We start from the raw sequence: 16,930 nt of genomic DNA on the forward strand, positions 1-16,930 counted from the left end.
CCACGCTCTACTTCGTCACGCTTGGTGCCACGCAGCAGCGCACCGATGTTCTCACCAGCACGACCTTCGTCGAGCAGCTTGCGGAACATTTCAACACCAGTACAGGTGGTGGTGGTGGTGTCGTGGATACCAACGATCTCAACTTCGTCGCCAGTGCGGATAATGCCGCGCTCTACACGACCGGTAACAACAGTACCACGGCCAGAAATAGAGAATACGTCTTCGATCGGCATCAGGAACGGCAGGTCAATTGCACGCTCTGGCTCAGGGATGTACTCGTCCAGGGTTTCAACCAGCTTCTTAACAGCGGTAGTACCCATTTCGTTGTCGTCTTCGCCGTTCAGGGCCATCAGAGCAGAACCAACGATAATCGGAGTGTCGTCACCGGGGAACTCGTACTGATCGAGAAGTTCGCGAACTTCCATCTCTACCAGCTCGAGCAGCTCTTCGTCGTCTACCATGTCCGCCTTGTTCAGGAATACCACGATGTAAGGTACACCTACCTGACGAGACAGCAGGATGTGCTCACGAGTCTGCGGCATGGGGCCGTCAGCAGCAGAACATACCAGAATAGCGCCGTCCATCTGAGCGGCACCGGTGATCATGTTCTTAACGTAGTCGGCGTGTCCGGGGCAGTCTACGTGCGCGTAGTGGCGAACCGGGGACTCGTACTCAACGTGAGAGGTAGCGATGGTGATACCACGCTCACGCTCTTCAGGAGCATTATCGATACCGTCGAAAGCAACGGCGTTACCGCCCCACACTTCCGCACATACGCGAGTCAGAGCAGCAGTCAGGGTGGTTTTACCGTGGTCAACGTGACCGATGGTGCCCACGTTCACGTGGGGCTTGGAACGTTCAAACTTTTCTTTTGCCATCTTTAGATGTCCTCTAGCTAAAAGTTTGCCAAAGGGGCCCCAGCTGTTGGCCCGGCCCCCCTTGAGCAGAAGTTAATTAGGCTTTGTTCTTGGCGATGATCTCATCGGCAACGTTTTTCGGCGCTTCGGCGTACTTCAGGAACTCCATGGTGTAGGTAGCACGGCCCTGAGTGGCAGAGCGCAGGTCGGTTGCGTAACCGAACATCTCTGCCAGAGGTACTTCCGCGTTTACAACCTTACCGGAGGGGTTGTCTTCCATACCCTGGATCAGGCCGCGACGACGGTTGAGGTCGCCAACCACATCACCCATGTTTTCTTCCGGAGTAACGACTTCTACCTTCATCATCGGCTCAAGCAGAACCGCACCGCCCACGGAGGACAGTTTCTTGGTTGCCATAGAACCGGCGATTTTAAACGCCATTTCACTGGAGTCCACATCGTGGTAGGAACCGTCGTACAGAGTCGCCTTCAGGCCCAGCAGCGGGAAGCCAGCCAGAACACCGTTTTTCATCTGCTCTTCGATACCTTTCTGTACCGCCGGGATATATTCCTTCGGTACCACACCACCCACGACTTCGTTAACGAATTCCAGACCTTCCTGGGACTCGTCCTCGGCGGGCTCAAACTTCACCCAAACGTGACCGAACTGACCGCGACCACCGGACTGACGAACGAACTTACCTTCGATCTCAGAGGTGTTACGGATTGCTTCACGGTAGGCTACCTGCGGCTTACCGATGTTCGCTTCAACGTTAAACTCGCGACGCATACGGTCGACGATGATGTCCAGGTGCAGCTCACCCATACCGGAGATAATGGTCTGGCCGGTTTCTTCGTCGGTCTTCACACGGAAAGACGGGTCTTCCTGGGCCAGCTTGCCCAGAGCGATACCCATTTTTTCCTGATCCGGCTTGGACTTGGGCTCAACCGCTACGGAAATTACCGGCTCAGGGAATTCCATACGCTCAAGAACGATCTTGGCGTTTTCGGCACACAGAGTGTCACCAGTGGTCACGTCTTTCAGGCCAATCGCAGCCGCGATGTCGCCCGCCAGTACTTCTTTGATTTCTTTGCGATCGTTGGAGTGCATCTGCACCATACGACCAACGCGCTCTTTCTTCATTTTTACGGAGTTGTATACCGCAGTACCGCTCTCAAGCTTACCGGAGTAAACACGGAAGAAGGTCAGAGTACCAACGAAGGGGTCGGTCGCAATTTTGAACGCCAAGGCAGAGAAAGGAGCATCGTCGTCTGCCTCACGGGTCTCAACGGTTTCACCGTCTTCCAGAGTACCTTCGATCGCCTTAACTTCAGTCGGCGCCGGCAGGTATTCAATAACTGCATCCAGTACCGCCTGTACACCTTTGTTCTTGAATGCGGAGCCGCCCAAAACCGGTACGATTTCGTTGGCCAGAGTACGCTGACGGATCGCTGCCTTGATTTCCTCTTCGGTCAGCTCACCCTCTTCCAGGTACTTCTCCATCAGCTCTTCGTTGGCTTCAGCCGCCGCTTCTACCAGGTACTCGCGCATTTCGTCGCACTCGTCCTGCATGTCTGCGGGGATGTCGGCGTATTCGAAGGTCATGCCCTGATCGGCTTCATTCCACAGAATGGCCTTCATCTTCACCAGGTCAACAACACCCTTGAACTCATCCTCGGCACCGATGGTCATTTGCAGCGGTACAGCGTTCGCATTCAGACGGTCTTTCAGCTGGCTCACTACGTTGCGGAAGTTCGCACCGGCGCGGTCCATCTTGTTCACAAATACCATGCGTGGCACGTGGTATTTGTTGGCCTGACGCCAAACGGTTTCTGTCTGGGGCTGAACACCTGAGGAGCCACACAGCACAACAACCGCACCGTCGAGTACGCGCAGAGAGCGCTCTACTTCGATGGTGAAGTCAACGTGTCCAGGGGTGTCGATGATGTTGATGCGGTGCTGATCGAACTGCTGCTGCATACCAGCCCAGAAACAGGTGGTTGCAGCGGAGGTGATGGTAATACCACGCTCCTGCTCCTGTTCCATCCAGTCCATGGTTGCGGCGCCTTCATGCACCTCACCAATTTTGTGGGACAGACCAGTGTAGAAAAGTACGCGCTCAGTAGTGGTGGTTTTACCGGCGTCTACGTGGGCACAGATACCGATATTGCGGTAGCGTGCGATAGGCGTTTTACGTGCCACAGTTGTATCCTCGATATAACGGCAAAAGGCAGCCTGGAAATTTCCGTGCTGCCTTTCGGTATTAATTTCCGATGTTGGTAATCATCAGACTTAGAAGCGGTAGTGAGAGAACGCCTTGTTGGCTTCCGCCATACGGTGCACATCTTCACGCTTCTTGACCGCGCCGCCCTTGTTCTGAGCTGCATCGATCATTTCATTGGCCAGGCGCTGAGCCATGGACTTCTCGCCGCGCTTGCGGGAGAACTCTACCAACCAACGCATTGCCAGAGCCATACGGCGCGCGGGGCGCACCTCTACAGGCACCTGATAAGTCGCACCACCAACACGGCGGGATTTAACTTCCACCATAGGCGCGATGTTTTCCAAAGACTCTTCAAATACTTCGATAGGGTCTTTGTTTAATTTTTCAGAAACAGTCTCAAGGGCACCGTATACGATGCGCTCTGCTACTGACTTCTTGCCGCTGATCATGACATGGTTCATGAACTTGGCCAGGGTGACGTTCCCGAACTTGGGGTCGGGTAGTACTTCGCGCTTAGCGACTACTCGTCTTCTCGGCATGGGTATTGCCTCTCTTCAGGGTTATTCCGAGACGCCGCCGTAAAACCTTACAATCCGGCGAGCTCAGCCTTACTCCGGTTGGAAACCGAAACGCAAATCGTTAAAGGAGATTAACCTTTAGGACGCTTGGCGCCGTACTTAGAACGGCCCTGCTTGCGGTCGTTTACGCCGGCACAGTCAAGTGCACCGCGTACAGTGTGGTAGCGCACACCCGGCAGGTCTTTTACACGACCGCCGCGAATCAGTACCACGCTGTGCTCCTGCAGGTTGTGGCCTTCACCACCGATGTACGAAGTTACTTCGTAACCGTTGGTCAGACGCACACGGCAAACCTTGCGCAGTGCGGAGTTCGGCTTTTTCGGTGTAGTGGTGTACACGCGAGTGCAAACTCCACGACGCTGCGGGCTAGCCTGCAGAGCGGGAACGTCGCTTTTTTCGACTTTGCGTTTTCTCGGCTTACGAACCAACTGGTTGATCGTTGCCATTAAAAATCACTCCAAAAATAAAATGCCCTCACCTCTAAAAGTGAGGGCCTATCGTCTGTGTGTAGCGCCGACCCAAAGGTCGAACGAAACACCCCACATCAGCGGGGGCCGCATTCTATAAGCGACAACCCGCCTAGTCAATCGGCGACAGAAGTAAGTGCTTACATCACAGACAGTCGCCAATATCAGATCGGACACCGAAGTGCCCCGACCTACCCCACTCCATCATCGGATGGAGTGGAATACGCCTTATTCGCCAGAGGACTTGAGGGCCTCGGTCAGTGCCGCTTCCACCTCTGCTGCGGAAGGACCTTCGCCGAAGGTTTCTTCCAGCTGCAAGGTGCGCTTGCGCTTGCGCTCGCTGTGGTAGGCCAGACCGGTACCGGCCGGAATCAGACGGCCAACAACCACGTTCTCTTTCAAGCCGCGCAGGCCGTCTTCCTTGCCGGTTACCGCCGCTTCGGTCAGAACACGGGTGGTCTCCTGGAACGAGGCCGCAGACAGGAAGGATTCGGTGGCCAGAGACGCTTTGGTGATACCCAGTAGCAGACGCTCGAACTGTGCGGGCTGCTTGCCTTCGGCGCGAAGCTGCTCGTTCTCTTCGATTACACGCTGGTATTCCACCTGGTCGCCTTTAATCAAGCTGGAATCGCCCATCTCAAGGATTTCCACCTTACGCAGCATCTGCCGCACGATAGTCTCGATGTGCTTATCGTTAATGCCTACACCCTGGAGACGGTAAACTTCCTGGATCTCGTTAGTGATGTAACGCGCCAGTTCTTCCACACCTTTTAGGCGCAGGATATCGTGCGGGTTGGATGGGCCATCGGAGATCACCTCGCCCTTCTCAACAGTTTCACCTTCGAACACAGTCAGCTGACGGTGCTTCGGAATCAGAACCTCGTAGTGGTCCTTTCCGCTGGCCAGTGGCTTACCGTCACGCGGGGTAATCTGTAGACGCACCTTGCCTTTGGTCTCTTTACCGAAGGAAACGGTACCGGAGATTTCCGCCAAAATGGACGGCTCTTTCGGCTTACGCGCTTCGAACAGGTCGGCAACGCGCGGCAGACCACCGGTGATATCCTTGGTACCGCCGGATTCCTGCGGAATACGCGCGATAACGTCACCCAGGTTCACCTTGTCGCCATTCTTCAGGCTAAGAATCGCACGCGGTGGCAGTGCGTAGTGTGCAGGCGCATTACTGTTGGCCAGGGTTAGCTCTTCACCATTCTCATCAACCAGGGTCACCGCCGGACGCAGGTCTTTACCCGCAGAGGGACGCTCGGCCGGATCGATAATCTCGATCGAGGACAGGCCGGTAATTTCGTCGGTCTGTTTGCGGATAGAGAGACCGTCTTCCATACCGGAGAGCTTCACCCAACCGGCAACCTCGGTAATGATCGGGTGGGTGTGCGGGTCCCACTTGGCCACGATCTGGCCACCATTCACCTCAGCACCCTCATAGACGCTGATCACAGCACCGTAAGGCAGTTTGTAACGCTCCCGTTCACGACCGGCACTATCGGCAATAGCCAGTTCACCGGAACGGGAAACCGCTACCAGGTTACCAGCTTCGGTCTTAACGGTTTTCACGTTGTGAAGACGTACGATGCCACCCAGCTTCACCTGAATGCTATCTGCGGCAGAAGCACGGCTTGCAGCACCACCGATATGGAAGGTACGCATGGTCAGCTGGGTACCCGGCTCACCGATGGACTGTGCGGCAACAACACCCACAGCCTCACCGGGGTTGGCGCGATGGCCTCGAGCCAGGTCGCGGCCGTAACACTGGGCACAGATACCATGCGCCGTGGTACAAGTGATCGGGGAGCGAACCAGAACCTCATCGATACCCATGGCTTCGATGCGCTCTACCCATTTCTCGTCGATCATGGTGCCGGCGGAAACGGCAATTTCGTCACTGCCGGGCTTCAATACATCGCGGGCAACCACACGACCCAGGATACGGTCACCGAGCGATTCGATGACGTCACCGCCTTCGATCACCGGTGCCATGGTCAGGCCGTCGTCAGTGCCACAATCCAACTCGGTAATTACTACGTCCTGAGCAACATCCACCAGACGACGAGTCAGGTAACCGGAGTTCGCAGTTTTCAGTGCGGTATCCGCCAGACCTTTACGAGCACCGTGGGTTGAAATGAAGTACTGCTGTACGGTCAGACCCTCACGGAAGTTCGCGGTAATGGCGTTCTCGATAATGGAACCGTCCGGACGGGCCATCAGACCACGCATACCGGCGAGCTGACGAATCTGCGCTTCGGAGCCCCGCGCACCGGAATCAGCGTACATGTATACGGAGTTAAAAGAGTCCTGCTCAGCCTCTTTACCCTCGCGGTCGATCACCGGCTCTTTCTTGATACCGGCCATCATCGCCTGGGTCACCTTGTCGTTGGTGCGGGACCAAACGTCGATCACCTTATTGTATTTCTCACCGGCGGTTACTAGACCGGAGGAAAACTGGGCCTCAATCTCCTTCACTTCCGCTTCAGCGGCTGCGATCAGGTCGGCTTTCGCTGCGGGGATCTCGAAGTCGTTTACACCGATGGAGGAACCGGACTTGGTGGAGAAATCAAAACCGGTATACATCAGCTGGTCGGCGAAAATAACGGTCGCCTTCAGACCGACCTTGCGGTAACACTCGTTCAGAATGCGCGAAATAGCCTTCTTCTTCATCGGCTGATTGACCATATCGAAAGGCAGGCCTTCCGGTACAATATTCCACAGCAGCGCACGACCAACCGTAGTGTCGTAGACCTTACGAGAGGGATGTTTCTCGCCATCTTCACCGACAATGGCTTCATCAATACGTACTTTCACACGAGCCTGCAGACCGATCTGCTTGGCATAATAGGCGCGGCTCACTTCCTTGATATCGGAGAAGGACATACCCTCGCCTTTATCGTTCACGCGCTCGCGGGTCATCCAGTAGAGACCCAATACTACGTCCTGGGACGGTACGATGATCGGCTCACCGTTGGCGGGCGACAGGATGTTGTTGGTGGACATCATCAGCGCGCGGGATTCCAGCTGCGCCTCGATGGTCAGAGGCACGTGTACCGCCATCTGGTCGCCGTCGAAGTCGGCGTTATAGGCCGCACAAACCAGCGGGTGCAGCTGGATCGCTTTACCTTCAATCAGTACCGGCTCGAACGCCTGGATCCCCAGACGGTGCAGGGTCGGTGCACGGTTGAGGAGTACCGGGTGCTCGCGGATCACCTCGTCGAGAATATCCCATACGACAGATTCTTCGCGCTCCACCATTTTCTTGGCAGCTTTGATGGTTGTTGCCAGACCGCGAGCTTCAAGCTTGCCAAAAATAAACGGCTTGAACAGCTCCAGGGCCATTTTCTTGGGTAGACCACACTGATGCAGGCGCAGGGTCGGGCCAACCACGATCACGGAACGACCGGAGTAGTCCACACGCTTACCCAGCAGGTTCTGACGGAAACGACCCTGCTTACCTTTAATCATGTCTGCCAGAGACTTCAGCGGGCGCTTGTTGGAGCCGGTGATGGCGCGTCCGCGACGGCCGTTGTCCAGCAGCGCATCCACAGATTCCTGTAGCATGCGCTTTTCGTTGCGCACGATAATATCCGGCGCATTCAGCTCGAGCAGGCGCTTCAGGCGGTTGTTACGGTTGATCACGCGACGATAGAGATCGTTCAGATCGGAGGTGGCAAAACGGCCACCATCCAGCGGTACCAGAGGGCGCAAGTCTGGCGGTAGAACCGGCAGAGCCTTCATCACCATCCACTCCGGGTTGTTACCGGACTTGTAGAAGGCTTCCAGCAGTTTCAGACGCTTGGACAGCTTCTTGATCTTGGTCTCGGAATTGGTCGCCGGGATCTCTTCGCGCAGGCGCTGGATTTCCACTGGCAGATCGATATCTGCCATCAATTCCTGGATTGCCTCGGCACCCATTTTCGCTTCGAACTCATCGGCGAACTCTTCCATCGCCTCAAAGTACTGCTCATCGTTCAGCAGCTGGCCGCGCTCCAGGGTGGTCATACCGGGCTCGGTGACCACGTAGGATTCGAAGTAGAGCACACGCTCAATATCGCGCAGGGTCATATCCAGCAGCAGACCGATACGGGACGGCAGGGATTTCAGAAACCAGATGTGCGCAACCGGGCTGGCCAGTTCGATGTGGCCCATACGCTCACGGCGCACCTTGGCTTTGGTTACCTCAACACCGCACTTCTCACAGATAATTCCGCGGTGCTTCATGCGCTTGTACTTACCGCACAGGCACTCGTAGTCCTTGACCGGACCGAAGATCTTGGCGCAAAACAGACCTTCACGCTCGGGTTTGAAGGTACGGTAGTTGATGGTCTCCGGCTTCTTCACTTCGCCGTAGGACCAGGAGCGGATCATGTCGGGCGAAGCCAGACCGATACGAATCGCATCAAACTCTTCCAGGTGCTCCTGGGACTTCACCAGATTTAATAAATCTTTCAAGGCCTTTCCTCCACTAGGGGGTAGTCAACCCGGCCGTTACGCCGGGCCGGGCGGGCCGGCAACCCCACAGCTTTCGGGGTACCGGCACTTGTCTCAATTCACCTGCGAACAGGCTTTTGCACCAATCGGTCTTACTCGTGCTCGAGCTCGAAGTTCATACCGAGAGAGCGGATTTCCTTAACCAGTACGTTGAAGGACTCCGGCATGCCGGGCTCCATACGGTGGTCGGAATCCACGATGTTTTTGTACATCTTGGTCCGCCCTTCCACATCGTCGGATTTGACCGTGAGCATTTCCTGCAGGGTGTAAGCGGCGCCGTAGGCTTCCAGCGCCCACACTTCCATCTCCCCGAAACGCTGACCACCGAACTGTGCCTTACCACCCAGCGGCTGCTGGGTAACTAGGCTGTAGGAGCCCGTGGAACGCGCGTGCATCTTGTCGTCTACCAGGTGGTTCAGCTTCAGCATGTACATGTAGCCCACGGTAACCTGACGCTCGAAAGCATCACCGGTACGACCGTCATGCAAAGTGATCTGGCCGGAATCGGGGATATCGGCGAGGCGCAGCAGCTGTTTGATCTCGCCTTCATCGGCACCGTCAAATACCGGAGTCGCCATGGGCACACCGCGACGCAGGTTTTGCGCCATGGTCATGACTTCCTCATCGGAGAACTGATCCAGCTCTTCCTTGCGACCGCCAGTGGAGTTGTAAACCTCTTCCAGGAATCCACGCACCTTGGCGACTTCCTGTTGTTCCTTGATCATCTTGTCGATTTTTACACCAAGACCTTTAGCGGCCATGCCCAGGTGCATTTCCAGAACCTGTCCCACGTTCATCCGCGAGGGAACACCCAGCGGGTTCAGAACGATATCTACCGGCTCACCGTTTTCGTCGTAAGGCATATCCTCAACGGGCTTGATCACGGAGATTACACCCTTGTTACCGTGGCGACCGGCCATCTTGTCACCCGGCTGGATACGGCGCTTGATCGCCAGGTAAACCTTGACGATTTTCAGCACGCCCGGAGCCAGGTCATCACCGGACTCCAGTTTTTTCTTCTTGTCTTCAAAGGCTTCGTCGAGCAGTTTGCGGCGCTCTTTCAGTTGCGCTTCAGCCTTCTCCAGCTGCTCGTTGAGACTCTCGTCTTCCATGCGCAGCTTGAACCAGTCTTCACGTGGCAGTCCGCCCAGTACCTCAGCGGTAAGCTCCTGACCCTTGCTAATGCCTTTACCACCGGCAGCCTTCTGGCCTTGCAGCGCTTGCTGCAGACGCTCGAAGGTCGCACCTTCAACAATGCGATATTCCTCGTTCAGGTCCTTGCGAACCTCGTCGAGCTGAGCTTTCTCGATATCGATGGAGCGCTGGTCTTTCTGCAGGCCGTCGCGGGTGAACACCTGCACGTCGATCACGGTACCGCGGGTGCCGCTCGGGGCGCGCAGAGAGGTGTCCTTAACATCGGAGGCCTTCTCACCGAAGATAGCGCGCAGCAGTTTTTCTTCCGGGGTCAGTTGGGCCTCACCCTTCGGAGTCACTTTGCCCACCAGGATATCGCCGGCTCCCACTTCCGCACCGATATACACGATGCCGGATTCATCCAGTTTGTTCAGTGCAGACTCGCCCACGTTGGGAATATCCGCGGTGATTTCCTCACTGCCCAGCTTGGTGTCACGGGCAATACAGGTCAGCTCCTGGATATGAATCGTGGTGAAACGATCTTCCTGTACAACGCGCTCACTGATGAGGATGGAGTCCTCAAAGTTGTAACCGTTCCAGGGCATAAATGCGATGCGCATATTTTGACCCAGAGCCAGTTCACCCAGGTCCACAGAAGGCCCATCGGCAAGGATATCGCCACGTTCAACACGGTCACCGGTGTTCACGATCGGGCGCTGATTGATACAGGTATTTTGGTTGGAGCGGATGTACTTGGTCAGGTTGTAGATATCTACACCTGCATCACCCGCTTCCACCTCTGCGTCCGCCACACGAACCACGACACGGCCGGAATCGACACGCTCGATCACACCGCCGCGCTTGGCCACCACACACACGCCGGAGTCACGCGCCACGGTGCGCTCCATACCGGTGCCCACCAGCGGCTTTTCAGCGCGCAAGGTCGGAACCGCCTGACGTTGCATGTTCGATCCCATCAATGCGCGGTTGGCGTCATCATGCTCAAGGAACGGGATCATCGCCGCAGCTACAGAAACCACCTGCTTGGCAGAGACATCCATATATTGAATTTCTGCCGGAGCTTTCAGAGCAAACTCATTGTGGTGACGCACGCTTACCAGATCATCGACGAAACTGCCATTAGCATCGACCGAAGCAGAGGCCTGGGCGATAACGTAGTTGGCCTCGTTGATCGCAGACAGATACTCAATTTCGTCAGTGACCTTGCCATCAACCACTTTGCGGTAGGCACTCTCGAGGAAACCGTAGTGGTTGGCGCGGGCGTAGGTCGCCAGGGAGTTGATCAGACCGATGTTCGGCCCTTCCGGTGTCTCAATAGGACATACGCGACCGTAGTGCGTCGGGTGTACGTCGCGCACTTCGAAGCCGGCACGTTCGCGGGTCAGACCGCCTGGGCCAAGCGCGGAAACACGGCGCTTGTGAGTCACTTCCGACAGCGGGTTGTTCTGGTCCATAAACTGGGACAGCTGTGAGGAACCGAAGAATTCCTTCACCGCAGCAGCCACCGGCTTGGCATTGATCAGGTCCTGCGGCATCAGGCCTTCGGACTCCGCCATGGACAGGCGCTCTTTTACCGCGCGCTCAACACGTACCAGACCCACACGGAACTGGTTCTCGGCCATTTCGCCCACGGAACGCACGCGGCGGTTACCCAAGTGATCGATATCATCGACCATACCCTGGCCGTTGCGGATGTCGATCAATGTCTTCAGTACATCGACGATATCTTCTTTGCTCAGGGTGCCCTGCCCGGTTTCGTCTTCGCGGCCCAGACGGCGGTTGAACTTCATTCGGCCAACGGCGGACAGGTCGTAGCGCTCGTCGGTGAAGAACAGGTTTTCGAACAGGGATTCCGCAGACTCCTTGGTGGGCGGCTCGCCCGGGCGCATCATGCGGTAAATCTCTACCAGAGCTTCCAGCTGGGTGCGGGAAGGCTCCGCGCGCAAGGTATCGGAAATAAACGGTCCGCGGTCCAGATCGTTGGTGTACAGCGTTTCGAACTGCTTGATATTCAGAGCACGCAGCTGCGCGATCACCTCAGCGGTGATTTCGGTATTACACTCGATCGTGATCTCACCGGTGGAGTCATCGATGATGTCGTGCGCCAAGATGCGGCCAAACAGGTATTCCAGTGGCGCTTCCAATTTTTCCACGCCGGCCTTTTCCAGTTGGCGAATATGGCGCGGGGTGATACGACGCCCCTCTTCCACAATCACCTTGCCCTGACCATCTTTAATATCAAAAGAAGCTACGTCACCGCGCAGACGGGAGGGAATCAGTTCCAGGCTAACGCGATCTTCCTGCAGCTCGAACTTGCTGGTCTCGAAGAACATTTCCAGCATTTCCTGGGAGCTATAACCCAGTGCACGCAGCAGGATGGTCGCCGGCAGTTTGCGACGGCGGTCGATACGTACGAATACCAGATCTTTTGGATCGAACTCGAAGTCCAGCCAGGAGCCACGGTAGGGGATTACGCGCGCGGCGTACAACAGCTTACCGGAAGAGTGAGTCTTGCCTTTGTCGTGATCGAAGAAAACACCTGGGGAGCGGTGCAGCTGGGATACGATTACACGCTCGGTACCGTTAATCACAAAGGTACCGTTATCGGTCATGAGCGGAATCTCGCCCATGTACACTTCCTGCTCTTTGATGTCCTTGATGGACTTATTCGCAGACTCTCTATCGTAAATAATCAGACGCACACGTACACGCAGCGGACAGGCGTAAGTCACGCCACGCAGGGTACATTCCTTAACATCAAAGGCGGGCTTACCCAGCGTATAACTCACGTACTCCAGGGCGGCATTGCCGGAATAGCTGACAATCGGAAATACGGATTTAAACGCCGCCTGCAGGCCGACGTCCAAGCGGTCGTCGGGGCGCTTGTCGGCCTGTGTAAAATTGCGATATGAATCCAGCTGTATCGCAAGCAGGAAGGGCACATCCATGACCTTAGGCAGTTTGCCAAAATCCTTGCGGATACGTTTTTTCTCAGTATATGAGTAAGCCATTCAAATTCCCCAGCTTGATCAGTGACAAGACTTCGTGGGACTCCATTCGGGAGCCCCTCCGGGCGAGAAGCCTCTGAGCAATACAGCCTTACTATGCTGTTCAGAAACCTCTCCGCTTGCTTTCGAGCAGCGCAACTGCGCTATGGTTAAATTGAGGTTTGCCACGGTTTTTATACCGCCGGCACCGCTTAAACCTCAGTACCGCAAACGGCAAAAAGGCCGGCGGACAAAAATCCACCAGCCTTACCGCTATCTGCCGCTTTCCGCGACTGCTAGCGGGAATCGCAGTAACCGAATTACTTCAGTTCTACAGTAGCGCCAGCTTCTTCCAGCTCTTTCTTAGCCGCTTCAGCTTCGTCTTTGGTTGCGCCTTCTTTCAGCGGGCTTGGAGCGCCGTCAACCAGTGCCTTGGCTTCTTTCAGGCCCAGCCCGGTGATGCCACGAACAACCTTGATCACGTTTACTTTCTTGTCGCCTGCAGAGGTCAGGATCACGTCGAAAGAGTCTTTCTCTTCAGCTGCTTCAGCAGCAGCCGGGCCGGCTACAACTGCTGCTGCAGCAGTTACACCGAACTTCTCTTCCATTGCTTCGATCAGCTCAACAACGTCTTTAACAGACATTTCGGCAACAGCGTTGATGATATCTTCTTTAGTCAGAGACATGAGTCATTACCTGAATTGGTTTGAGCAGTAGCTGCTCGTATTTCGTTTTGAAACTGCGATTCGCTAAAGCGAATGTATTACGCAGCTTCCTGCTCTTTTTGGTCGCGAATGGCCGCAATAGTGCGGACCAGCTTGCCAGCAGATGCTTCTTTCAACACGCTCATCAGCTTGGCGATCGCCTCGTCGTAAGTCGGCAGGCTTGCCAACAATGCGACGTCGGTGATCGCGCCTTCGAAGGCAGCACCTTTCAGTTCCAGCTTGTCATTGCCCTTGGCGAACTGGCTCAGGATGCGCGCGCCGGCACCTGGGTGTTCGCTGGAAAATGCAATAATACTGGGACCCACGAATTTGTCAGTCAGACATTCGTAATCGGTTCCTGCCAGAGCGCGACGCGCCAGAGTATTGCGGACGACTTTCAACCAAACGCCGTTCTCGCGAGCCTCTTTGCGCAGGGCAGTCATGTCATTTACGGTAACGCCGCGAGAATCCGCAACTACCGCAGACAGAGCACCCTTAGCAGCTTGCTGGACATCTGCGACAATCGCTTTCTTGTCTTCGAGTCCAATAGCCATAGTGTCACTCCTGGATTTGAAAAAAACCGGACTCAATCGTCCGATCCGTTCCGGTGCATAAAGCTCAAATCCAGTAAAAATACTGGTTTGGGCGACACCGTCTGCGTAGGCTCAAACCTCTCAACGCCAACCTGGCCGAGGTTTGGATTAAGCCTGATACGTTAAACCTCAACGCATCAGGCACCTACGGTCTTTGACGGCCCACATTTCTGCCGAAGCATCAAGTGGACCCCAAAGTTCGATTTACTGTGCGCCGGTAATGCCAACGCACAGCTTGAATTAGATATTCAGGGAAGACTGATCGATAACCAGACCTGGGCCCATAGTGGTGCTCAGGGTGATTTTCTTCAGGTACACACCTTTTGCAGAAGCCGGCTTGGCTTTTTTCAGGTCTGCTACCAGCGCTTCCAGGTTTTCTTTCAGTGCATTCGCATCGAAAGCAACCTTGCCGATACCGCCGTGAATAATGCCGCCTTTGTCAGCGCGGAAACGCACCTGACCGGCTTTGGCATTTTTAACTGCGGTAGCAACGTCTGGAGTTACGGTGCCAGTCTTCGGGTTCGGCATCAGGCCGCGCGGGCCGAGGATCTGACCCAATTGGCCTACAACGCGCATCGCATCTGGGGAAGCGATAACCACGTCGAAGTCCATCTTGCCAGCTTTAACGTCGGCAGCCAGCTCGTCCATACCGATCAAGTCAGCGCCCGCTTCCTTAGCGGCATCAGCATTTGCACCCTGGGTGAAAACAGCTACGCGAACTTCTTTACCGGTACCGTGCGGCAGAGTAGTCGCACCGCGAACAGCCTGGTCGGATTTACGCGGGTCGATACCCAGGTTTACAGAGGCGTCTACGGTCTCTGCGAACTTAACATTGGACAGCTCTTTCAGCAGGGCTACGGCTTCTTCGATACCGTAGGCTTTGCCAGCTTCCACTTTTTCAGCGATTGCGCGCTGACGCTTACTCAATTTTGCCACTTAGAGACCCTCCACTTCGATACCGGCACTGCGTGCGGAACCGGCGATAGTGCGCACGGCCGCGTCCATATCGGATGCAGTCAGATCGGCTTTCTTCATTTCTACGATCTCTTCGATCTGAGCGCGGGTAACCTTACCTACTTTTTCGGTGTTCGGGCGACCGGAACCGCTCTTGATCTTGGCAGCCTTGCGCAGCAGCACTGCGGCAGGCGGGGACTTCATGATGAAGGTGAAGGAGCGATCGCTATATACAGAGATCACAACCGGCACCGGCAGACCCGGCTCAAGGCTCTGAGTCTGGGCGTTAAACGCTTTACAAAACTCCATGATGTTCACGCCGTGCTGACCCAATGCAGGACCAACGGGCGGACTTGGATTGGCCTGACCGGCCTTAACTTGCAGCTTGATATAAGCTTCTACTTTCTTAGCCATTACAGCTCTCCTCTAGATGGGTGGTAACGCCGGCTGCAATTAACCTTTAATGGTTACAGCAACTGGCTCCCCGCCCCGACCAATAAAATGTATTTTCCGGGGACGCGAAAACCCCCTTCCACCTCGCGGCGAAAGAGGGCAAAAAATTCACACTGGAATCAGGTCTTCTCTACCTGACTAAACTCCAGTTCAACCGGGGTGGAACGCCCGAAGATCAACACCGCCACGCGCAGGCGGCTCTTTTCGTAGTTGACCTCTTCGACCACACCGTTGAAATCATTAAACGGACCATCGATAACCCGAACCATTTCACCTGGTTCAAACAGGGTCTTGGGCTTGGGCTTATCGACAGAATCGTCGATTCGATTCAGGATAGCCTGAGCCTCTCGATCGGTAATCGGGGCCGGCCTATCCGCCTTGCCACCGATAAAACCAAGCACTCGGGGGGTTTCTTTAACCAAGTGCCAGGTATCGTCATTCAGTTCCATTTCCACCAGGACATAACCTGGGAAGAACTTGCGCTCGCTCTTGCGCTTTTGCCCTGCTCGCATCTCCACCACTTCTTCGGTGGGAACCAGCACATCACCAAACAGGTGGTCCATTTCATGCAGCTCGATGCGCTCTTTTAAAGAGCTGGCGACACGTTTCTCATAGCCCGAGTAAGCCTGGACCACATACCAATTCTTTGACATGTATTAACCTTTAGCCGATGAGTTTGGATGCCGCCCAACCTAAAGCGGAGTCCAACCCCCAGAGAATTAGTGCCATAATCAACACAAAAACCACCACAACCACGGTTGTTTGGGTGGCCTCTTGGCGAGTCGGCCAAACCACGCGCCTGACTTCCATTTGCGCCTCGCGCAACAGTTGCCAGAGTGCATTACCCTTAGCAGTTTTTACCGCTACCACCAGAGCAACCAGGCAGATCGCAGTAACGGCTAACACGCGATAGATCAAGGGGAATTCGGCATAATAAGAATTGCCTGCCACAGCACCACCAACCAGCAGTACTATTAGCAGCCACTTCAGGCCGTCAAGACGAAAGGTTTTCGCTTCTGCTTTAGCATTCATATAAGAAGCCCTTAGCGCACTATAGATAAGCCCTTAGCGCTTTAAAACACAAAAGCCCCACTGACAAGTAGGGTTTTGCGACACCCCTAAGCTCATCCCAAGCGGAGTGATTAAAATGGCAGGCCAGGAGGGACTCGAACCCCCAACAGCCGGTTTTGGAGACCGGTGCTCTACCAATTGAACTACTGGCCTGTACAGCACGGATACTACAGCATCCGAAGATGGAGAGGGCTACAGACCACCCTCTCACCTATTGCGTCAGCGGGGAACCCCGGCGACACGAAGATCAAAGATTACTCGATGATCTTAGCAACAACGCCCGCACCTACGGTACGACCACCTTCGCGGATAGCGAAGCGCAGGCCGTCTTCCATGGCGATCGGAGCGATCAGGGTAACAACCATTTGAATGTTGTCGCCCGGCATTAC

The 16,930-nt window shown here is 55.3% G+C and carries 12 protein-coding genes, 1 tRNA gene and 1 pseudogene; all 14 read right to left on the reverse strand.

What is annotated here, in order from left to right; all coding sequences use genetic code 11:
* Positions 1-878, reverse strand: an 878-nt coding sequence (gene tuf, locus LC073_RS20550) for an elongation factor Tu (RefSeq protein WP_226649374.1), incomplete at its 3' end; no start/stop codon positions are given.
* A 76-nt stretch (positions 879-954) separates the two neighbouring features.
* Positions 955-3,060 carry an elongation factor G gene (gene fusA / locus LC073_RS20555; RefSeq protein WP_226649376.1) on the reverse strand — a complete coding sequence of 702 codons (2,106 nt, stop codon included), beginning with the start codon at positions 3,058-3,060 and terminating at the stop codon, positions 955-957.
* Between the two features lie 90 nt (positions 3,061-3,150).
* The gene (gene rpsG, locus LC073_RS20560; RefSeq protein ID WP_226649378.1) at positions 3,151-3,621 is read right to left on the reverse strand and encodes a 30S ribosomal protein S7; all 471 of its coding nucleotides are present in this window, start codon (positions 3,619-3,621) and stop codon (positions 3,151-3,153) included.
* 110 nt (positions 3,622-3,731) lie between these two features.
* Positions 3,732-4,106, reverse strand: coding sequence for a 30S ribosomal protein S12 (gene rpsL, locus LC073_RS20565; RefSeq protein WP_067150990.1), 375 nt, complete (start codon positions 4,104-4,106; stop codon positions 3,732-3,734).
* 249 nt (positions 4,107-4,355) lie between these two features.
* Positions 4,356-8,585 carry a DNA-directed RNA polymerase subunit beta' gene (gene rpoC, locus LC073_RS20570; RefSeq protein ID WP_226649381.1) on the reverse strand — a complete coding sequence of 1,410 codons (4,230 nt, stop codon included), beginning with the start codon at positions 8,583-8,585 and terminating at the stop codon, positions 4,356-4,358.
* Positions 8,586-8,716: 131 nt separating this feature from the next.
* On the reverse strand, positions 8,717-12,790 hold the full coding sequence (gene rpoB / locus LC073_RS20575) for a DNA-directed RNA polymerase subunit beta (RefSeq protein WP_226649383.1): 4,074 nt from the start codon (positions 12,788-12,790) through the stop codon (positions 8,717-8,719).
* A gap of 296 nt (positions 12,791-13,086) precedes the next feature.
* Complete coding sequence (rplL, locus tag LC073_RS20580) at positions 13,087-13,452, reverse strand: 50S ribosomal protein L7/L12 (protein WP_226649385.1); 366 nt, start codon at positions 13,450-13,452, stop codon at positions 13,087-13,089.
* A 77-nt stretch (positions 13,453-13,529) separates the two neighbouring features.
* Entirely contained in the window at positions 13,530-14,024 is a 495-nt protein-coding gene (gene rplJ / locus LC073_RS20585; protein WP_226649387.1) for a 50S ribosomal protein L10, read from the reverse strand.
* 279 nt (positions 14,025-14,303) lie between these two features.
* A complete protein-coding gene (gene rplA / locus LC073_RS20590; RefSeq protein ID WP_226649389.1) occupies positions 14,304-14,999 on the reverse strand; it encodes a 50S ribosomal protein L1 in 696 nt (231 codons plus the stop codon).
* Complete coding sequence (gene rplK / locus LC073_RS20595; protein ID WP_226649391.1) at positions 15,000-15,431, reverse strand: 50S ribosomal protein L11; 432 nt, start codon at positions 15,429-15,431, stop codon at positions 15,000-15,002. It lies immediately after the preceding gene.
* A gap of 158 nt (positions 15,432-15,589) precedes the next feature.
* Complete coding sequence (gene nusG / locus LC073_RS20600; RefSeq protein WP_226649393.1) at positions 15,590-16,123, reverse strand: transcription termination/antitermination protein NusG; 534 nt, start codon at positions 16,121-16,123, stop codon at positions 15,590-15,592.
* Positions 16,124-16,133: 10 nt separating this feature from the next.
* On the reverse strand, positions 16,134-16,502 hold the full coding sequence (secE, locus tag LC073_RS20605; protein ID WP_226649395.1) for a preprotein translocase subunit SecE: 369 nt from the start codon (positions 16,500-16,502) through the stop codon (positions 16,134-16,136).
* A 116-nt stretch (positions 16,503-16,618) separates the two neighbouring features.
* A tRNA-Trp gene (locus LC073_RS20610) sits at positions 16,619-16,694 on the reverse strand.
* A gap of 101 nt (positions 16,695-16,795) precedes the next feature.
* Positions 16,796-16,930: pseudogene (gene tuf / locus LC073_RS20615) on the reverse strand (elongation factor Tu); the annotation flags it as partial.

It is taken from the genome of Microbulbifer variabilis (assembly GCF_020524905.1).
Lineage (GTDB): Bacteria > Pseudomonadota > Gammaproteobacteria > Pseudomonadales > Cellvibrionaceae > Microbulbifer > Microbulbifer variabilis_A.